This window comes from Sphingomonas sp. QA11, from assembly GCF_028473665.1.
Taxonomy (GTDB): Bacteria; Pseudomonadota; Alphaproteobacteria; order Sphingomonadales; family Sphingomonadaceae; genus Sphingomonas; species Sphingomonas phytovorans.
In genome coordinates, this window is record NZ_CP098774.1 from 5,482,806 (window position 1) to 5,499,985 (window position 17,180).

The window sequence follows — 17,180 nt, forward strand, 5'->3', positions numbered from 1 at the left end:
ATGAGCCGGATCCTGATCCTGGGGGGCTATGGGGGTTTCGGCGCGCGGCTGACGCGCCGGCTCGCCGGGCGTGGCTATCATATCCTCGTCGCCGGTCGCAATGCGGAGAAGGCGCGTGCCTTTTGTGCCGGGCTTGGCGGCACGGAGCCGGTGGTCGCCGACCGCGACGGCGATCTCGACCGGGTGCTCGCCGGGCATCGCCCCGACCTGCTGATCGACGCGGCCGGGCCGTTCCAGAACAGCGGCTATCATGTGCCGCTCGCCTGTGCGCGGGCGGGGGTGCCGTATCTCGACCTGGCCGATGCCCGCGATTTCGTGACCGGGATCGGTGCGCTCGACGCCATGGCGATCGAGGCGGGCGTGGCGATCGTTTCGGGCGCGTCGAGCGTGCCGGCGCTGTCAGGCGCGGTCGCGCGGTACCTCGCGGACGGGATGACGCGGGTAACCCAGGTCGAGGTGGCGATCAGCGCGTCCAACCGCGCGACCGCCGGTCCGTCGGTCGCCGCCGCGATCCTTTTCTATGTCGGCAGGCCGGTGCGGCTCTGGCGCCATCGCCGCTGGACGCGCGGATGGGGTTGGCAACAACTGCGACGGGAGACCTTCGCGATGGCTGGCGTGCCGGAGGTGCGCGGCCGCTGGGTTGCGCTGGCCGAGGTGCCCGATCTCGACCTGATGCCCGATATGCTGCCGGGCCGACCGGCGGTGATGTTCCGCGCGGGCACCGAGATTGCGCTGCAGACGATCGGCCTGTGGCTGCTGAGCTGGCCGATCCGCTGGTTGGGCCTGTCAGCCGCTCGGCTCGCACGGGTCCTGCTGCCGCTGCAACGCCTGACCCGTGCGCTGACCAGCGATCGTTCGGCCATGTCGGTGCGGCTGGCGGGCGAGGGCGCGGAGGGCTTCATCGAGCGTCGCTGGACGTTGATCGCCGAACGTGGAGACGGGCCGGAGACGCCGACGCTGGCGGCAGTGCTGCTGGCGGAGGCGATGCTGGCGGGCCGGTTGCCGGCGGGCGCGCGGGACGCCGGGCGGCTGCTTGAACTTGTCCAGTTCGAGCCGTTGTTCGCCACGCTCGCGATGCGGCACGAGACGGTCGAGGTGCGTCTGCCGGACCCGCTCTACCGGCGCGTGATGGGGCCGGCGTTCGACGCGCTGCCGGGTGCTGTCCGCGCGATTCACCGGGTCTGCCGCGATGGCGGCGCCTCGGGCGAGGCGCGGGTGGAGCGCGGTACTGGTCTGCTCGCGCGGATCGTCGCGCGGATCATGGGTTTTCCGCCGGCGGGCACGCACAGGCTGCATGTCGGGTTTGCCGAGCGCGATGGAGTGGAAACCTGGACGCGTTCCTTTGGCCGTCATGCTTTCACCAGCCGGCTGAGCCAGCAGGGCGGACGGCTGGTCGAGCGGTTCGGGCCGCTGCGTTTTCATTTCGATCTGCCGTCCGACGGGCAGGGCTTGCGGATGGTGATTCGGCGCTGGACGTGCCTCGGCATTCCCCTGCCGCGCGCGCTTGCGCCCCGAAGTGACGCGCGGGAGTGGCAGGAGGGCGGCCGCTTCCGCTTCGACGTGCCCATCGCGCTGCCGCTGATCGGGCTGGTGGTGCATTATGACGGGTGGCTGGTGCCTTCGCCGTCTCCCCTCCCTGTCAGGGAGGGGGACGGATTCAGGCGAGCGGCCCGTCCGTAAAATCCCGCCTGGCAATCGCATAGGTCACATGGCGCATCACCGCATCGCCGATCCGGTATTCCTGCACCCGGTCGGTCAGTACGCCGCCGATCTTCTCGACCGCCTTGCGCGACCGGAAATTCTGGTCGCCGATGCGAAAGATGACGGTGTCGTAGGAGCCGAACGCATGAGTCAGCATCAGGCGCTTCATCTCGCGGTTCCAGCCGCCGCCCCAGCGGTCGCAGGCGACGAAGGTCCAGCCGATCTCGACTTCGCCCGGGTTCGCAAAGAGTTCCGAATAGCGCGAGAAGCCGAAGACACGATTATCGGCGCGGTCGCGCGCGACCAGCCCGCCGCGATCGGCCAGCGCCTCCTCGAAGAACTTCCTGAACACCGGCTCGCGATAGCGTTCGCGCATCGGGTGCATCGCCCAGATCGCCGGATCGGACGCCACCGCGAACAGCGCGTCCCAATCCTCGTGCACCTGCGGACGCATTGTGAGCAGATCGCCCGATAAGGTCGGCTGGAAATCGAACATGCAGTGCTCCCTTCTTGGCGATTCGTCTGGCGCCGGAAAAAGGCGATGTCGTGGCGCTGATCGGGCGCCCCGTTGGCACGGACCGGAAGCGCTGTTAGCCTTCCGCTCCTGGGGAGGTGCGCGCCGATGATGGACGACACAGGCATCTGGCGGACCCGGCTGATCTCGCTCGCGATCGTCACCGCGATTTTCCTTCTCCCCGTTCTGGCCCTTCTCTGGCTGACGGCGGTGCCGGGTACCTCCCATGCCGGCCCGCTTCCGCCGCTTACTCCTGCCGAAGCGCAGCTCGCGGCAAGGCTGCGCGGGCACGTGACCGCCATTGCCAGCGTGCCGCACAATGTCGAACATCCGGTCGAGCTTAAACGCGCGGCGCGGCATATCGAGGGCGCGCTGGCCGGTATGGGCTATGCCGTGCGCCGCCAGAACTTCAGCGCAGGCGGGGAGCGGGTGCGCAATATCGAGGTGGCGATCGATCCCGCCACGCCCGATGCGCCGACCCTGGTGGTCGGTGCCCATTATGACAGCGCGTTCGACGCGCCGGGCGCGAACGACAATGGCAGCGGCACCGCAGCCGTGATCGAACTGGCGCGGAGTCTTGCCGATCTGCGCGGCAAGGCGGCGCTGCGCATCAGGCTGGTACTGTTCGTCAACGAGGAGCCGCCCCGGTTCAAGACTCCCCTGATGGGCAGCGTCGTCTATGCGGCGCAACTGAAACGCAGCGGCGAGCCTGTATTCGGCATGATCAGCCTCGAAACGCTCGGCTATTACAGCGACCGGCCGGGCAGCCAGCATTATCCCTGGCCGCTCGGCATGCTCTATCCGCAGACCGGCAACTTCGTCGCGTTCGTCGGCACGACTGACGCGCGGGGCTTCGTGCGTCGAACGGTCCGGTCGTTCCGGGAGGTCGCGCGCTTTCCGAGTGTAGGCGGGACCGCGCCAGGTTTCGTCCAGGGTGTCGACTGGTCGGATCACTGGGCCTTTTCGGCCGAAGGATTTCCCGCCCTGATGGTCACCGACACCGCGCCATTCCGTTACCCCTATTATCATGATGTCGGCGATACGCCGGACAAGGTCGATTACGACCGGCTCGCGCGTGTGGTCACGGCGCTCGACCTGACGATCAGAAAGATGGGGAGATGACGATGCGGTTCCCGGTCCTGGCCCTGTTGTTGGCCGCGATGCCCCTTTCGGCGGCCACGCCGCCCGCGGGGGACAGCGCGGGACTGGTCGCGTTTGCCGATGCCTTCGACCGGGCGCAGCTCGCCAAGGATGGCGCGGCGCTCGAGCGAATGGTGGCGGACGACCTCGTCTTCATCGACGGGTCGGGCAAGCGGCTGGACAAGAAGGCGTTCATCGAGGGCTGGACGGCGCCCGGCGATCGCTTCGAGCTGATCGTCCTGCGCGATCGCACCGTCGTCATGCTCGGTCCCGATGCCGGCGTGGTGGGCGCCGAAACCACCCTGCGCGGCGTCTCGGGTGGGGATGCCTTTGTCAGCCATTTCCGTTTCGCCGACACCTTCCGCCGCACCGGCCGCCGCTGGCAGGCAGCGCATATCCAGGTCACGCGCATGCCCTGATAGCGGTAACACATGCAGTTTACGTATGCTGCAATGCAATATTTGCACTTGCGAGCGAATCTGTTGCAGTGCACAACGACTGTGCCTTTCAGGCATCCTCTCCTAAAACTTTCACGGCCGGTCTCGTACCGGCCTTTTTTTTGTCCGCGATCCGGCTATGAAGAGTCGCCGTCGTATCGCCCGACACGAGAAAAGAAACGCCCAGGAGCGGAAGAGCCGCCGGAAAGACCGGCACCGGCGAAACGACAGCGCGGGGGATCGAGCCGCCACAGGCGCTCTCCCCCGCATCTTCCTCCATCACGTTGTCCCTGGGGAGATCTACTTGCCGGAAGCGGGTCGCGATGCCGTCGGCGCCGGAGTCATTGTCGTTGACCAGCAACAAGGTGCGTGGCGACAGCGGGCCGCATTTTTCGGAGGCGGAGCCTGCCAGGTGTCGGGCCTCGCCCCTGCCTGCGGATTGTCGTCTGCCCGAGGGTCACCCTCGCTTTGGCCGATCGACTGGACCGAAAAGCGCCGGACCTTCGACCAGCATCGCCAGTCCGGAGAGGCCGACAAGGACGATGAAGGCAGCGAACAGCAGTTCGACGGCGGTTGCAGGATGATTGTCCGGCGGTCGCGTCTCCAGCAGCCGCAGCGCGATCATGGCAGCCGCGCTCGCCATCACCATCAAGGCCCCCGTCAATCGGGTCCGCATCGCTTTCGTCCTCGCGCCGGGCTGGCGCGAAGCCGACATGGGCGAAACGGGCGTTAAGTTTCGAGAGCGAAGCGGGCCGGCCGCGTTAAGATGATATTGGTGTCCCGGCCGCGTCGACGGCGTCCTCGCGGCAGGAGCCATCGAAATTGTCGACCGCAAGCTGGTCGCGGTGATCGGCGCTTGCTTCGCAAACCCATTCGACGAGCATCGCCGCGCGGCCCGATGCGTCAGCCTGCCGAAGCACCGATGCGACAAGGCGAGGGGTGGTGCCGAGCAGCAGGACGGCACGGCCGTCCGCCACTGGCGCGAACACCAGATAGCGGCCCCTTTCGATCGCTTCCTTCGCGTGGCCGCGATAGTCCGGTCGCACGTCTGCCGCAAAAGTCAGGGTTTCCGTCGGACGCTTCTTTCCGAAAATGCCGCTCAACAATCGTAGGTCCCTCGAGATCGACTTATGCATATGTCCGACACGGTCCAAACACGCCGGCGTGTTTGATCGAGCGCAAGCAACCGGCCCCCTAAAGACGTCACCGACCTTGATTCACCGCAGCGCCAAATCGCGCGATAATCGACAATCTTCGCACATCCCGGGAGCAGCGCATGGCCGACGCCGATTCGATTGTCCGCTGGCTTCATCCAGCGGTCGTGCGCCAGGCCGGTTTTGCCGCCTGGACCGCCGATCCCGCCATCGCGACGCTGTTCGCGATCCTGCGCGATCTGGACAAGGCGGGGGCGCGGCTGGAGGCGCTCCAGCACGATCGCCCGGATCTCGGCGCGGATGCGGCGCGCGGCGATATCGGCGGGGTCGTCAGTCTTTATGAGCGATGCCCGGCGCATTTTTTCGGCCATGGCTGGCGCACCCGCGCCAATGGCGGTGCCTGTGCCGGCCTGTGGGAGTTGCTCGCCGCGCGCCGCGATGCCTGGATCGACGCGCGGCTGGAGGCGGAGGGATTCAGGCTCGATGCGGCGAGCGTGGAAAAGGACGAGCGGACCATGGCGCTTGGCGACGAGGCGATTCCGGTAGAGCTGGCCTGGACGCGGTTTCAAGCTGGCTGATCGGAATCGCGCGTTTTCATCTTCACGGCGAAGGCTGATTGGCCGAGACTGAGGGGATCACCTCGGAGTCGTCGCGATGAAGTTCCTTATGCTCGCTTCCGGTCTTGTCCCGGTGCTCACCCTGGCGCTTTCAGGCTGCGGCCAGCCCGCGTCGCAGCAGAATGCGACCGCCCAGGTGCCGGCCCAGGCCCCAGCCAAGCCGAACGTCGATTATCTCGCGCGGATCAATGCGCTCGCGCCGAAGCAGCGTGACGTCGTCTTCTACCGTGCGCTCGACGATTCGGGCAGCGATTGTCAGGCGGTCTCCAGCTCGGAACCGCGCGCGCCGGTGGAAGGCCACCCCGCCTGGACCGCGCATTGCGAGGACGGGCGTGCCTGGGTCGTCATCCTGCAGGACAGCGGCCTGTTGCAGATCGCGACCCCCGAGGGACTTGATCGCGCGACCGGCAACAAGACCGCCCCCTGAACGGCCCGGCGTCGTTGAGATCCGCCACGCACTCAGGTCGGTCGCACGGCGCACATGATCGGAAAAGCTGCGGGTCGCGCCGTGCAATGCCTGGCTATTTGGTCTCGCCTGACGGAATCATCCGCCGGCCGGCGCCGTGCCGAACAGCTCGATCGTGAACAACAGGGTGGCGCCGCCAGGGATCGGCCCGGTCGCTTCCGTGCCATAGGCGAGGTCGGCCGGGATCGCGAATTCGAAGGTGTCGCCGACGGCCATCAGCGGCACGCCTTCCTGCCAGCCGCGGATCAGCCGGGGCAGGGGGAAGGTCGCGGGCGCGCCGCGGCCGACCGAACTGTCGAACTCGGTGCCGTCGATCAGCCGGCCAGTATAGTGGATCGTCACCACATCGGTTCGCGTGGGATGCGGTGCGCCCGCCGGCCCGGCCTTGATCCGCCGATAGCGCAGGCCGCTGCTGGTATAGTGCCATCCATCGGTCGCCTTGAGACCGAGCAGATAGAGCATCTGGCGGTTATGCCAGCCCGGGTCCTGGCTGTTGGTCGCGTCGGGCTTGTCCTGCGCCAGTGCCGCCGGGGCGTATGCCAACATCATTGCGGCCGTCATTGCCGTTGCCCACATCCTCGAACCCATCGTCATCCTTTCATGCCCGGTCTCGTGCGCGCTCTATAGCGCACAGCATGGGCAGGGGAATTGGGTCACGTCGCGTCGGGGAGCGCACTTTCGATATCGGTTCTTGCGAAGTCGTCGCCGACGTAAAGCAGGCGGCACTCATGCTCGCGCGCCGTTTCATAAGCGAAGCAATCGCCGAAGTTGAGGCCGGCCGGGTGCACCCCCTTGCCCCATCGTGCATAAGCGTCCGCGATCCGCCGCGCCGACGCCGGTGTCACCGGCACGATATCGAAGCCGAGGCCTTCGATAAGCCCGGTCAGCTCTTCGCCGACGTTGCGCCGTGCCGCGACGATCAGCGCTTCCGCCACGGTTCCGGCGGAGATGACAAGGTCGCCTTCATCTTCGAGCACCGCGATGCAGGCATTTGCCTGGGGCTCGTCAAGCAGAATTGCCATCAGGGCCGACGTATCGACCGCGATCATTCGGGCAGGCCGTCATCACCATAGAGGAAATCCTGGCTTCGCGCGGCCATGGACCCCGAAATTTTCTTCGCTGCCCCGGATGCCCGCATCGCTTCGAGCAGGATCCGGCGTGCCTTGCGGTCCGGCAACGGATTCACCGGTACCAGACGGACGGCCGGGTGACCGTGGCGGGTGAGCACAATCTCATCGCCAGCTTCGGCGCGGCGTATCAGCTCGGTCAGTTGCGCTTTGGCCTCAGTCACCGATATACGCACCGCATAACCCCTTCTGGTCCATCCAATGGTCTATTGTCTGGCAATATAGACTATCAAATGGTCCATTTCAACGATCCGCGCATCGAATCATCCGGTGGCGTTCTTTGACGTGACTCAGGCTCCCTCGGCAGAAGTCAGGGTTTTTCGAGCGCCTTGGCCATATCGAGATGCTTCTTCACCACTGGCACGATCTCGCTGGCGGCAGTCTTCAGGGAAGGGACGTCGCCGTCCTTCGCGAAGTTTTCCATCAGCTCCAGGGCATCGTCATGCGCGTCGATCTGGCCCGCGATATAGGCCTTGTCGAAGTCGGCGCCCTTCAGCTTGCCGAGATCGGTGAGATCGTCGTTCTGCCCGCCGGTCAGCGCCGGATCGGGGGTGATCGCCGGGCGGGCCCTGGCGGCGGCCGCCTCGATCTTCGCGGTCGACGCGGCATGCGCCTTGATCATGTCATTGGCGAAGGCCTTGACCCTGGCCGACGACGCGTTGGTCAGCGCCAGCTTGGCCGCGGCGATCTCGAAAGCGTCACTCTTCGCCGCGCTGTCGGCGAAGCTCTGGCCGTTCGGCGTGGGCTGGAGCGCGTCGCCCGCCGCATCGAGCGCGTTGGAGGCGGCGTTCCCGACATCGGTTATCGTCTCGCTGGTGGTGTTGATCGTTTCGTCGGCCGCCTGCTCGGCCTTCGGACCGCAGGCGGCGAGGCTGAGGGCGAGGACGGCCACTGCGAGCGGTGTGACGGCTTTCATCGGGATATTCTCCGTTGGGTGCAGGCGGTTCGAACGCGTGGCCACGCGCGCTGTTCCCGCCTTGCCGACCATCGGGCCGACCATCGGGCCGACCATCGGTCAGTCCCGGTAGAGCCCCTCCCGCCACTGCGGGAAGATCTGGTCGGCGGTCGCCGGATGGCCGAACAGGAAGCCCTGGCCGACCGCGCAGCCGCGCTTTCGCAGATGTTGTGCCTGGGCCCTGGTCTCGACGCCCTCGGCGACGATCGTGATGCCGAGATTGCGGCCGAGATCGATCACCGCGTCAGCGATCGCCGCATCGTCGGGGCTGTTTTCCAGGTTGCTGATGAAGCTGCGGTCGATCTTCAATATGTCGACCGGATATTGCTTCAAATGACTGAGCGATGCGTAGCCGGTGCCGAAATCGTCAAGCGCGATGCGGATGCCGGCGGCGCTGAGCATGCGCAGCGCCCGTTCGACATAATGCGCGCCGCGCCCGAGAAAGACCGTTTCGGTCACCTCGATCTCGAGCATGGAGGAGGGCAGGCCGCACCGCTCCAGGCTCTCCAGCACGCGCTCGGCGAAATTATCGTAGCGGAAATCATTGGCCGAGGTGTTCACCGCGATCGAGACCGGGTCGTATCCCTGGTCGAGCCAGCGCCTCAGGTCGCCCGTCACCTTGGTCAGGATATGATCGGTGATCTCGATCGACAGGTCCGGATCGTCGAACGCGGCGCGGATATCGGCCGGCATATGCGTGCCACCCTGCTGGTCGTGCCAGCGCAGCAGTGCCTCGAATCCGACCAGGCGGTGGCTGTTGAGGTCTATCTTAGGCTGATAGAAGGCATCGACCCGCGCGTTGGCCAGTGCATCCTTCGCCAGGTTGATCATGGAGAACTGGCGCTGCAGTTCGGACCGCATTTCCGGCCGGAACATCCGGGTCCGCCCCCGGCCCGCCGTCTTCGCCGCGTACAGCGCGAGATCGGCCGATTTGAGCAGTTCGGTGGGCTCGTTGCCATGTTCGGGGAAGATCGAGGCGCCGATGCTGGCCGCGCAATCCAGCGTCCGGCCGTTGAACGCGAAGGGAGCGCGCAGGCTCTTCAGCAGCGATGCGGCGCAGCGCATGAGATCCTCCACGCCGCCGACCGCCGGCATCACGATCGCGAACTCGTCGCCGCCGAGCCGGCCGATCGTGGCGCCATCCGGCGCGACCTCGACCAGGCGCCGGGCGAAGACGCGCAGCAAGGCGTCGCCCGCGTCATGGCCAAGCGTGTCGTTGATCCGCTTCAGGTTGTCGACGTCGAACAGCATCAGCCCGATCCGTTCCTGAGTCCCGGCCGCCAGCGCGATCGCGCCGTCCAGTTCCTCCTGCAGCGCCAGGCGATTGGGCAGCAATGTCAGCGGATCGTGCGTCGCGGCCCAGCGGATTCGCTCCTCGGCGTCGCGTTCCTCCGTCACATCTTGAAAAGTGACGATCATCCGGCTCAGATGGCCGGAGCCGCTGACCGATTTCCAGCCAGTCGATTTCAGCCAGCGCTGCGCGCCACTGTCAGCGCGGCGGATGCGCAATGCGACCTCGAACGCCTCGGGCAGGAAACCGCCGGTCACGGCGGTGACGATCGAGCGGAACTTGTTGCGATCATCGGGGTGAACGATCTCGAGCGCTTCCGCCATGGTCGGCTCGGCATCGGCAGGCAGGCCAAGCATGCCGAGCAGTTCCTCCGACCAGCGCCGGGCACCGGTGATGGTGTCGTAATCCCAGATGCCGAGCCCGGCCGCCTGCACCGCCAGTCGCAGCCGCTCCTCGCTTTCGCCCAGCGCCTGTTTGGCTGCCTTGCGGTCGTGGATATCCTCAAGCGATCCGTACCAGCGGATCACCGCGCCATGCTCGTCGCATCGGGGTGCGGCGCGCGCGCGCATCCAGCGATAGGCGTCGCCGCAGCGTAGCCGATATTCGATGTCGACCGGCCGGCGCTGGCGCACGGCTTCCTGCCAGGCCCGCATCGTCGGGGCGACATCCTCGGCGTGGAGTGCCTCGATCCAGCCATTGCCGCGCGCCTGGTCGGGGCTGGTCCCGGTCAGCGAGATCCAGAGCGGGCCGACCTCCTCGATCGATCCGTCGGGCCGCGCGGTCCACTGGATCTGCGGGTTGAGCTCGACCGAATGGCGGTGATGCTCGCGGCTTTCGCGCAGGGCCTGCTCGGTGAGACGGCGGCGGGTGATGTCCTGGGCTACGGTGATGATCGACCGGATATGCCCCGCATCGTCGCGGACGAAGGAGATGTTCACTTCGCACCAGATCACCGAATCATCGGGCCGGACATAGCGTAGCTCGATGCGGAACGGCGTGCCCGTCTCGAGATGCTGGCGGTACCGCCCCTCGTTACGGGCGAGATCGTCGGGATGAAGATAGGCCTTGGCGGGCAGATTCTCCAGTTCGGCCAGGGAACGGCCAACCAGCGCGCAATAATGGTCGTTCGCCATCAGGACGCTGCCTTCCACGTCGCGCTGCACGATGCCGACCATCGCCTCGCGGAACACCGTGTCGAGCTGCGCGGCACGCAAGGGCGGGCGGGGCGCCGCTGTCCTGGAATCGGGCCAGCGTTCCGCGCCGGCCAGCGCGGCGAGGCCGGCGAGCATGCGCATCGCGCGGGCATCCGGGGTCTGGCGGGGCATGGTGTCGAGCACGCACAGCGTGCCAGCGTCCGCCTCTCCCGGCGTACCGATCGGCAGGATGACGGCAAAGCGGGCACCGAGCAGGTCGGCGGCGGGGATCAGGTCTTGCCATTCCGGCGCCCGGATATCCGGGATCACGATCGGGTCGGGCTGGCCGATCAGGCCGGCGGGCAACAGCGCGTCGGCCGGGCGCAACGGCCCGGCGATGCCGATCTGGACACGCACGAGCTGGCGCTCGGCGGCGGCGAAACTGATGAAGCCGATCGGCGCGCCAAGCGCGTCGATCGCCAGCGCGACGATGCGTCGCAGGATCGAATCCTCCACCGCGCCAGCGCCCGGCGGCATTGGCGTTGTGGACGGTCCTTCCGGTAAGCCCCCGGCCCTATCCCTGCGGTCTGCTAATGGGCGTGCGCCCGTGCGGTTCACGCGTTCCTCCCGGGCCATGCTCCCCTCGAGACGGCCGGAGCCTTAACTATATTGGAAAGCCTAACAAAAGATTGGGTCTGTGGCGGCGATTTCTGGTCCGTAACCGGTCCGAAATGGAGGTTTTCGGAGGGCGGCCGAATGGCTGGAAAGGGAGGTGCTAAGACACTGGAATCGGCTGCGACCTTCGGGCGCCGTTGTCGTGCCCGGTCGGCGCATCGCGATCGGCATGGGCAAGCGTATCGACACAATCAGATCGTTACGGAGCCAAACCGGTGTGCTCGGCGTTCGACCGACATGCCCCAATATTATTTTCACATCCACAACGGCTCCGAAGTGACGCCCGATGAGGAGGGGCAGGATTTCCCCGGCCCGCGCGAGGCGCATGCCGCGGCTGTTGCGGGCATCCGCTCGCTCCTTGCCGGTGGAGTCGATGAGGGCCGCCTCGACCTGGATGGCCGCCTCGAAATCACCGATGCGCTTGGCGAGGCCGTGCGCACCGTGCCGTTCGCCGAGGCGGTCGAGGTCACGCCGCCGGGCCGGGAGAATCAATAACCAGGGCGCTTTCGGGAAACCTCGCAACCTCCGCGAGTTCTTCCCATCTACTGCGTGCCATCTACTGCGTGAAGGAGGCAGGCGATGCTCGAACATGTGCCGCACTGGCTGGGCAGGATGCTGAAAGGCGTTCGCGCGGGCCATGTCCGGCTGGCCATCGCAGATCCCGATCTCGGCCTGACCGGCGTGTCGATCGACCTATCGAGCCCGGCCTTTGCCAATGGCGCGCGCCTGCCGGTGCGCTTCACCGCCGATGGGGCGGGGGTCTCGCCGCCATTGCTGTGGGGCGCGGTGCCGGGGGAGACAAGGAGCCTGGCGCTGATCGTCGAGGATCCCGACGCACCGTCGCTGAATCCGCTGGTCCATGCCGTGGTCTGGGGCCTCCCCGCCGACGGGTGCCGGCTGGCGGAGGGCGCGATCGCCGGGGATGGCGCGGGTGCGCCGGACGGGCGCGACCTGGGGCGGAACAGCTTCTTCACTCAGGGGTGGTTGCCGCCCGATCCGCCGACCGGCCACGGATCGCACGATTATGTGTTCCAGCTTTTCGCCCTGTCGGACACGCCCGAGCCCGGAGCCAGTCCCGGCCGTGCGGCGATCGTCGAGGCGATCCGGGGGCGGGTGCTGGCGGCTGGCATGCTGACCGGCACCTATTCGCGCGGGGAGCAGGCCCCGACTCGGTCCGCGGGTTTGGGCGGGGCGGCGCGGGTCTGATGGCGTCGGCACCGCGCGATCTGTTCGGCATGGCGCCTTCCGGCCTGCCGACGGGCCTTGACTATGCCGCCGACGTCATCTCGGCTGACGAGGAGCGGGTCCTGATCGCACGGCTCGAGGGGATCGAGGTCTCACCGTTCCGCTTCCAGGGCTGGCTGGGCAAGAGGCTGACCGCGTCCTTCGGCTGGCGCTATGATTTCGACAATGCGAGCTTCGGGCCGACCGAGCCGATCCCCGATTTCCTGTTGCCGCTGCGTGCCCGCGCGGCGCGCTTTGCCGGACTGGCGGAGGGGGATCTCGTCCAGGCGCTGGTCGTGCGGTACGACCTCGGCGCCGGAATCGGCTGGCACCGCGACAGGCCGGTGTTCGACCATGTCATCGGCATCTCGCTCGGGACTCAGGCGACCCTGCGGTTGCGGCGGCGCGTGGAGAAGGGGTTCGAGCGGGCGGCCCTCCCGCTTGCGCCGCGGTCGATCTACCATCTCCGGGGGGAGGCCCGGCATGGCTGGGAACACAGCATCGCCGCGATGGAAAGGCGCCGCTGGTCGGTGACGTTCCGGAGCCTGTCCGAAAAGGGAATGCGAAAGGTCGCTGGCTAGAGGCGTAAAACCAGGCCGGGGCACTCGCCTAAAGACCCGGCCTGGTTCCGCCGCCGTACAGCTACTCGATAGCGGCTGGCCGGGCCGATTAGGCTGGTAAAGGCTGGATCAACCATTCCGTAGTTACCCAGATAGGTAGTTTTCCGGAAAGGCGATCGTCCGGCCGCGAGCCACGCGAACAATCGTATTGCAAGCAAGGGAACGGGCCGCCTTAAAGGCAATCGGAACACGCGATGCGGGTTCGTCGTCTTGCGTATGGGAGCGTCCGAATGAAGTATCTTGCTGGCCTGACGTCGATCGCAATGCTGGCCGGTTCCGCCGCGGCGCCTGCCGCGCCGCCGGCCGATGCGGCGGCGGGGGCGGTGGTGTTCAAGAAATGCGCCGCTTGCCACAGCGTCGATCCGTCCGGCAGGAACGGCCTTGGCCCCAATCTTCGCGGCGTGGTCAATCGCAAGGCGGCCGAGGCGCCCGGCTTCAACTATTCGCCCGCGATGAAGGCGTCGGCCCTGGTGTGGAACGACAGGAACCTCGCCAGCTTCCTCGCCGCGCCCCGCCAGGCGCTGCCGGGGACGAAAATGATCTTCATCGGGCTTTCCAATGCGCAGGATCAGGCGAACGTGATTGCGTTCCTCCGGCAGAACGGCACGGCGAAGAAATAGCCGGGCTGCCGGGGCAACGGCGCGGGCGTCGTGGCCCGCCTTAACGGGGCGGCAACCATGGCGGTGCTAGCCGCGTCGCCATGCGTATCAGCACCATCACCAACTGGGCCTACGGCTTCACGCTGTTGCTCACCGGGATTTCCGGCATCGCTTTCATCAGTTCAGTGCGCGCCGCCGATGAGGAGCGTCTTGCGGTCCAGCAGCATCTGACTCTCGACGATTTCGGCGAGGAACTGTCGATCGCCGCGGAGAAGCGGTCGGACGAGGCGCGGCTCTACGCGATGCGCGGGGCGGCCCGTCACCTCAACGCCTTCCGCGCCGAGGAGCGGGATATCCACGCGCGCGAGCGGATCATCGAACGGCTTCACGCGCTCGATCTGGCGCCCGCCGAACGCTCCGCGCTGCAAGAGGTCCAGCGCAACCTGGAGGAGCTCGACGCGCTCGAACGCGCCGCGATCGCGAAGGTGCAGGCCGGCGACATGGCCTCCGCCCAGACGATGCTGTTCGGCCCCGATCATGAGCGGGCGCAGACCGGGGTGCTTGAACCGGTCAACCGATTCCGCGCGCTGGCCGCGACCCGCACCCAGGCGGCGCTGCGCGAGGCGCGCGAGCGCAGCGACTGGTTCGGTGGCGTCGCGCGGGGGATGCTCGGACTCACTGCCCTGCTATTCCTCGCGGTATTGTATTTCGTGCTGCGCCGGCGGGTCGCGCTGCCGCTGACGCGGATGACCGGCATCCTCGCGCGGCTGGCGCGGCAGGACTATAGCGTCGAGGTGCCGCAGGATCGCCGCCGCGACGAGATCGGCGACATGACCAACGCGATCCATGTGTTTCGCGACAATGGCCTGGAGCGCGACCGGCTTGAGGCAGAGCGTGCCGCCGACCAGCGCGCCAAGGACACCATTCTCCAGATGATGCACCGCCTGCAGGCGACGGAGACTCAGGGCGAGCTGGCCGAGGTGGTCGCCTGTTTCGCGCCGCAGACCTTCCCCAATCTGGCCGGGCACCTCTATGTCCAGAACCATACCCGCACGGGGCTGACCCTGGCGAGCAGTTGGCTCGATCCTGTCGTGTCGGTCGAGGCCTTCTCGCCGGCCGCCTGCTGGGGCCTCCGGCGCGGCCGACCGCATGTCAGCAACCACGATCATGTCGATATCGCCTGCCCGCATGTCGGCGAGGGGACCGTGGCTGCGTTGTGCGTCCCGCTGACCGCGCAGGGCGACACGATCGGCCTGCTCTATTTCGAGGAACGCCAGGATGGCGGCGCGATCGGCGGTGCCTCGCGTCTCTATCTGGAGCTGATGGCGGAGAATATCGGCCTCGCGCTCGCCAATCTGCGGTTGCGCGAACAGCTGACCAGCCTTGCGATCCGCGACGCGCTGACCGGGCTGCTCAATCGCCGCAGCCTCGACGGGACGATCAACCGCCGCCGCCAGGATGGCGACGCCGCTCCGATCGCCGGGCTGATGATCGATATCGACCATTTCAAGCGCTTCAACGACGAATTCGGGCATGAGGCGGGCGACGTGGTGATGCAGCAGGTCGCTGCGATCATGCTCGACGCAGTCGGCGATGCCGGCCAGGTCCATCGTTTCGGCGGGGAGGAATTCACCGTGTTGCTGCCGGGCGCGGACGAGGCGGCCGGGCGCGAGATGGGGGAGCGCATCCGCAGCCGCACCGCCGCCACCCCGCTTGCCTATCGCGGTCGGGTGCTCGGGCATATCTCGGTATCGATCGGCGTCGCTGCGTCGCCGCAGGACGGGCCGGTCGCGAATCTCGTGGCGCGGGCCGATGCCGCGCTGCTCGAGGCGAAGACGCGCGGGCGGAACCTGGTGATCGTTGCTTCGGGGGTGGACGGGACACAGAAGAGCGTCGCTGCCTGACTCTTTTCTCTTCCGTCTTCTCTTCCGTTCGTTTCGAGCGAAGTCGAGAAACCTTGTCCGGCGCCTGAGGCCTGTTTCTCGACTTCGCTCGAAACGAACGGAGAGAATGTTCAGCCGTTCCCCAATGCGCCGATGAAAGCGCGCGCGCGTTCACCAATGTCGGCGGGCGAGATGCCCGGCCGGTAAAGTGCCGAGCCGAGCCCGAAACCCCGCGCGCCGGCGGCACGCCATGGTGCCATCCCCTCGGGCGTGATCCCGCCCACGGCGAACACGGCCATCTCCGGCGGCAGCACGGCGCGGTGCGCGCTCAGCACGGCCGGGGTTGCCGCCTCGGCCGGAAACAATTTCAGGCCGCTCGCCCCGGCCGCGATCGCGGCAAAGGCTTCGCTTGGCGTGAAATAGCCGGGCAGCACGACCAGCCCGTCGCGGGCGGCGGCGGTGATGACGTCGATATTGGTGTTGGGCGAGACGATCAGCCGGCCGCCCACCGCGCGGACCTTCTCGACCTGGGCGACCGACAGCACGGTGCCGCCGCCGACCAGCGCCGCGTCGCCATAGCGTCGGGCCAGTCGCTCGATGCTCGCCAGCGGATCGGGCGAGTTCAACGGCACCTCGATCATCGAGAAGCCAGCCTCGATCAGCGCATCGGCGACGCCCTCGACCTCATCGGGTTTCACGCCGCGCAGGATCGCGACCAGCGGACAGCGGGCCATGGCCGCGGCGAAGTCAGCGTGCATCGATCATCCTCCACAGGGCGGTGATGCCCGCGATGAAGCCGGCCTGGCTGTCGATCGCGACCGGACGCCCGCCATAGGCCCCGATCGCGGCGGCATAGAGCGGGCCGAGCGCCGGATCGGCCAGGAGATGGACCGGCTGGCCCGGCACCAGCGCCTGTTCGCTGACATCGCTGCCGATCAGCAGGCCGCTGACATAGGAGGCAGCGTCCTCGCGCGGGCGCAGGTCGAGCAGCACGCTTGCCCGGGCACCGAACAGAGCGGTCAGCAGCGTGGCGTCGGCCGAGGCAGCGATGCCCGCATGAAAGGCGGGGCCCTCCACCACCTCAGCCGTCAGGAAATCGGCGAGCAGGCTGTGGCGGCGGAGCAGCGCGAACAGCTCGCCGGTCATCGCCGTGTGGAAAGCCGCGACGCTGCCGCCCACCATGCGCGCCCATTTGCAATGCGTGCCGGGCTGGCAGATCAACGCATCGGGCGGCGCGAGGCCAGCGGCCACGCTGCCGAGCAACTGAACCTCCTCGCCGCGCATCACGTCGCCGTACCCATCCTCGACAAAGGACAGGCCGGGCACGATCGCGGTCCGCGGTTCGACCCAGTGCAGCGCGTTTGCCAATGCGGTGAGGTTCGCCGGGCAGGCGAGATAGGGAAGCTCGACCCAGCCACGCACCGATCCGGCCATGCCGGCGATGAGGACCGGCAAGTCGCCAAAGCGGGCGCGGATGGCGGCGACCTCGGCAGGGAAGTCACCCGGCGCGACCGAGGTGACGCCCCGGTCGTCGCGTTCGCTTGCAACCAAGGTGCCGTGTGCGTCGATCGCGTAAATGCGGCGGTTGGTGGTGCCCCAGTCGATGGCGAGGAAGACCGGCTCAGCCATGGGCATTATTTCTTC

The 17,180-nt window shown here is 67.3% G+C and carries 21 protein-coding genes; 10 read left to right on the plus strand and 11 right to left on the minus strand.

Features of this window, described 5'->3' with window-relative positions:
* Positions 1–1,680 (plus strand): SDR family oxidoreductase, encoded by a 1,680-nt coding sequence (locus NDN01_RS25400; RefSeq protein ID WP_272625003.1) that lies wholly within the window; start codon positions 1–3, stop codon positions 1,678–1,680.
* Here NDN01_RS25400 and NDN01_RS25405 read toward each other — a convergent pair.
* Entirely contained in the window at positions 1,658–2,197 is a 540-nt protein-coding gene (locus NDN01_RS25405) for a GNAT family N-acetyltransferase (protein WP_272625004.1), read from the minus strand. The two genes, NDN01_RS25400 and NDN01_RS25405, sit on opposite strands and share 23 nt — an antisense overlap.
* A 126-nt stretch (positions 2,198–2,323) precedes the next feature.
* On the opposite strand from NDN01_RS25405, the gene NDN01_RS25410 reads away from it, so the two are divergent.
* Together NDN01_RS25410 and NDN01_RS25415 are read left to right on the plus strand one after the other, a co-directional pair.
* Entirely contained in the window at positions 2,324–3,337 is a 1,014-nt protein-coding gene (locus tag NDN01_RS25410) for a M28 family peptidase (RefSeq protein ID WP_272625005.1), read from the plus strand.
* A gap of 2 nt (positions 3,338–3,339) precedes the next feature.
* Positions 3,340–3,774, plus strand: a complete 435-nt coding sequence (locus tag NDN01_RS25415) for a nuclear transport factor 2 family protein (RefSeq protein WP_272625006.1) — start codon at positions 3,340–3,342, stop codon at positions 3,772–3,774.
* A gap of 88 nt (positions 3,775–3,862) precedes the next feature.
* Here the strand turns inward: NDN01_RS25415 and NDN01_RS25420 are convergent, their stop codons facing one another.
* The 3 genes from NDN01_RS25420 to NDN01_RS25430 all read right to left on the minus strand — a co-directional run bounded on the left by NDN01_RS25420 (position 3,863) and on the right by NDN01_RS25430 (position 4,838).
* The gene (locus NDN01_RS25420) at positions 3,863–4,153 is read right to left on the minus strand and encodes a hypothetical protein (protein WP_272625007.1); all 291 of its coding nucleotides are present in this window, start codon (positions 4,151–4,153) and stop codon (positions 3,863–3,865) included.
* 96 nt (positions 4,154–4,249) lie between these two features.
* The gene (locus tag NDN01_RS25425; protein WP_272625008.1) at positions 4,250–4,468 is read right to left on the minus strand and encodes a hypothetical protein; all 219 of its coding nucleotides are present in this window, start codon (positions 4,466–4,468) and stop codon (positions 4,250–4,252) included.
* Positions 4,469–4,553: 85 nt separating this feature from the next.
* The gene (locus NDN01_RS25430) at positions 4,554–4,838 is read right to left on the minus strand and encodes a hypothetical protein (RefSeq protein ID WP_272625009.1); all 285 of its coding nucleotides are present in this window, start codon (positions 4,836–4,838) and stop codon (positions 4,554–4,556) included.
* A 230-nt stretch (positions 4,839–5,068) separates the two neighbouring features.
* On the opposite strand from NDN01_RS25430, the gene NDN01_RS25435 reads away from it, so the two are divergent.
* Both NDN01_RS25435 and NDN01_RS25440 read left to right on the plus strand, forming a co-directional pair.
* Complete coding sequence (locus NDN01_RS25435; RefSeq protein WP_272625010.1) at positions 5,069–5,524, plus strand: hypothetical protein; 456 nt, start codon at positions 5,069–5,071, stop codon at positions 5,522–5,524.
* A 76-nt stretch (positions 5,525–5,600) separates the two neighbouring features.
* Positions 5,601–5,990, plus strand: a complete 390-nt coding sequence (locus NDN01_RS25440; protein ID WP_272625011.1) for a hypothetical protein — start codon at positions 5,601–5,603, stop codon at positions 5,988–5,990.
* Between the two features lie 117 nt (positions 5,991–6,107).
* Here NDN01_RS25440 and NDN01_RS25445 read toward each other — a convergent pair whose 3' ends face one another.
* From NDN01_RS25445 to NDN01_RS25465, 5 genes are all read right to left on the minus strand, one after another.
* On the minus strand, positions 6,108–6,578 hold the full coding sequence (locus tag NDN01_RS25445) for an FKBP-type peptidyl-prolyl cis-trans isomerase (RefSeq protein ID WP_272625012.1): 471 nt from the start codon (positions 6,576–6,578) through the stop codon (positions 6,108–6,110).
* Between the two features lie 104 nt (positions 6,579–6,682).
* Complete coding sequence (locus NDN01_RS25450; RefSeq protein ID WP_443025174.1) at positions 6,683–7,051, minus strand: type II toxin-antitoxin system VapC family toxin; 369 nt, start codon at positions 7,049–7,051, stop codon at positions 6,683–6,685.
* Positions 7,052–7,074: 23 nt separating this feature from the next.
* Entirely contained in the window at positions 7,075–7,332 is a 258-nt protein-coding gene (locus NDN01_RS25455; protein WP_272625014.1) for a type II toxin-antitoxin system Phd/YefM family antitoxin, read from the minus strand.
* 134 nt (positions 7,333–7,466) lie between these two features.
* Positions 7,467–8,168 (minus strand): DUF4142 domain-containing protein, encoded by a 702-nt coding sequence (locus NDN01_RS25460; RefSeq protein ID WP_336298331.1) that lies wholly within the window; start codon positions 8,166–8,168, stop codon positions 7,467–7,469.
* Positions 8,169–8,171: 3 nt separating this feature from the next.
* Complete coding sequence (locus tag NDN01_RS25465; protein WP_272625015.1) at positions 8,172–11,072, minus strand: sensor domain-containing protein; 2,901 nt, start codon at positions 11,070–11,072, stop codon at positions 8,172–8,174.
* A gap of 375 nt (positions 11,073–11,447) precedes the next feature.
* Between NDN01_RS25465 and NDN01_RS25470 the strand changes: the two genes are divergently transcribed.
* The 5 genes from NDN01_RS25470 (at position 11,448) to NDN01_RS25490 (ending at position 15,557) form a co-directional block, all read left to right on the plus strand.
* A complete protein-coding gene (locus tag NDN01_RS25470) occupies positions 11,448–11,705 on the plus strand; it encodes a DUF6894 family protein (protein WP_272625016.1) in 258 nt (85 codons plus the stop codon).
* A gap of 84 nt (positions 11,706–11,789) precedes the next feature.
* Positions 11,790–12,416: a YbhB/YbcL family Raf kinase inhibitor-like protein gene (locus NDN01_RS25475; RefSeq protein WP_272625017.1), complete on the plus strand. Its 627-nt coding sequence runs from the start codon at positions 11,790–11,792 to the stop codon at positions 12,414–12,416.
* Positions 12,416–13,015 (plus strand): alpha-ketoglutarate-dependent dioxygenase AlkB, encoded by a 600-nt coding sequence (locus tag NDN01_RS25480; RefSeq protein ID WP_272625018.1) that lies wholly within the window; start codon positions 12,416–12,418, stop codon positions 13,013–13,015. The genes NDN01_RS25475 and NDN01_RS25480 overlap by 1 nt, the downstream gene beginning before the upstream one ends.
* 269 nt (positions 13,016–13,284) lie before the next feature.
* Positions 13,285–13,674 (plus strand): c-type cytochrome, encoded by a 390-nt coding sequence (locus tag NDN01_RS25485; protein WP_272625019.1) that lies wholly within the window; start codon positions 13,285–13,287, stop codon positions 13,672–13,674.
* 80 nt (positions 13,675–13,754) lie between these two features.
* Positions 13,755–15,557 (plus strand): diguanylate cyclase, encoded by a 1,803-nt coding sequence (locus NDN01_RS25490; protein ID WP_272625020.1) that lies wholly within the window; start codon positions 13,755–13,757, stop codon positions 15,555–15,557.
* A gap of 110 nt (positions 15,558–15,667) precedes the next feature.
* Here NDN01_RS25490 and NDN01_RS25495 read toward each other — a convergent pair whose 3' ends face one another.
* Together NDN01_RS25495 and NDN01_RS25500 are read right to left on the minus strand one after the other, a co-directional pair.
* Positions 15,668–16,294: a 2-dehydro-3-deoxy-6-phosphogalactonate aldolase gene (locus NDN01_RS25495; RefSeq protein ID WP_272625021.1), complete on the minus strand. Its 627-nt coding sequence runs from the start codon at positions 16,292–16,294 to the stop codon at positions 15,668–15,670.
* Positions 16,284–17,165: a 2-dehydro-3-deoxygalactonokinase gene (locus tag NDN01_RS25500; RefSeq protein ID WP_336298332.1), complete on the minus strand. Its 882-nt coding sequence runs from the start codon at positions 17,163–17,165 to the stop codon at positions 16,284–16,286. The genes NDN01_RS25495 and NDN01_RS25500 overlap by 11 nt, the downstream gene beginning before the upstream one ends.
* Positions 17,166–17,180: the final 15 nt, after the last annotated feature.

What these genes read in the sequence shown, in the direction of transcription:
- NDN01_RS25400 (WP_272625003.1), top strand. Translation starts at nt 1, where the DNA reads ATGAGCCGGATCCTGATCCTGGGGGGCTATGGGGGTTTCGGCGCGCGG.
- NDN01_RS25405 (WP_272625004.1), bottom strand. Translation starts at nt 2,197, where the DNA reads ATGTTCGATTTCCAGCCGACCTTATCGGGCGATCTGCTCACAATGCGT.
- NDN01_RS25410 (WP_272625005.1), top strand. Translation starts at nt 2,324, where the DNA reads ATGATGGACGACACAGGCATCTGGCGGACCCGGCTGATCTCGCTCGCG.
- NDN01_RS25415 (WP_272625006.1), top strand. Translation starts at nt 3,340, where the DNA reads ATGCGGTTCCCGGTCCTGGCCCTGTTGTTGGCCGCGATGCCCCTTTCG.
- NDN01_RS25425 (WP_272625008.1), bottom strand. Translation starts at nt 4,468, where the DNA reads ATGCGGACCCGATTGACGGGGGCCTTGATGGTGATGGCGAGCGCGGCT.
- NDN01_RS25435 (WP_272625010.1), top strand. Translation starts at nt 5,069, where the DNA reads ATGGCCGACGCCGATTCGATTGTCCGCTGGCTTCATCCAGCGGTCGTG.
- NDN01_RS25440 (WP_272625011.1), top strand. Translation starts at nt 5,601, where the DNA reads ATGAAGTTCCTTATGCTCGCTTCCGGTCTTGTCCCGGTGCTCACCCTG.
- NDN01_RS25445 (WP_272625012.1), bottom strand. Translation starts at nt 6,578, where the DNA reads ATGATGTTGGCATACGCCCCGGCGGCACTGGCGCAGGACAAGCCCGAC.
- NDN01_RS25450 (WP_443025174.1), bottom strand. Translation starts at nt 7,051, where the DNA reads ATGGCAATTCTGCTTGACGAGCCCCAGGCAAATGCCTGCATCGCGGTG.
- NDN01_RS25460 (WP_336298331.1), bottom strand. Translation starts at nt 8,168, where the DNA reads ATGGTCGGCCCGATGGTCGGCCCGATGGTCGGCAAGGCGGGAACAGCG.
- NDN01_RS25465 (WP_272625015.1), bottom strand. Translation starts at nt 11,072, where the DNA reads ATGCCGCCGGGCGCTGGCGCGGTGGAGGATTCGATCCTGCGACGCATC.
- NDN01_RS25470 (WP_272625016.1), top strand. Translation starts at nt 11,448, where the DNA reads ATGCCCCAATATTATTTTCACATCCACAACGGCTCCGAAGTGACGCCC.
- NDN01_RS25475 (WP_272625017.1), top strand. Translation starts at nt 11,790, where the DNA reads ATGCTCGAACATGTGCCGCACTGGCTGGGCAGGATGCTGAAAGGCGTT.
- NDN01_RS25480 (WP_272625018.1), top strand. Translation starts at nt 12,416, where the DNA reads ATGGCGTCGGCACCGCGCGATCTGTTCGGCATGGCGCCTTCCGGCCTG.
- NDN01_RS25485 (WP_272625019.1), top strand. Translation starts at nt 13,285, where the DNA reads ATGAAGTATCTTGCTGGCCTGACGTCGATCGCAATGCTGGCCGGTTCC.
- NDN01_RS25490 (WP_272625020.1), top strand. Translation starts at nt 13,755, where the DNA reads ATGCGTATCAGCACCATCACCAACTGGGCCTACGGCTTCACGCTGTTG.
- NDN01_RS25495 (WP_272625021.1), bottom strand. Translation starts at nt 16,294, where the DNA reads ATGCACGCTGACTTCGCCGCGGCCATGGCCCGCTGTCCGCTGGTCGCG.
- NDN01_RS25500 (WP_336298332.1), bottom strand. Translation starts at nt 17,165, where the DNA reads ATGGCTGAGCCGGTCTTCCTCGCCATCGACTGGGGCACCACCAACCGC.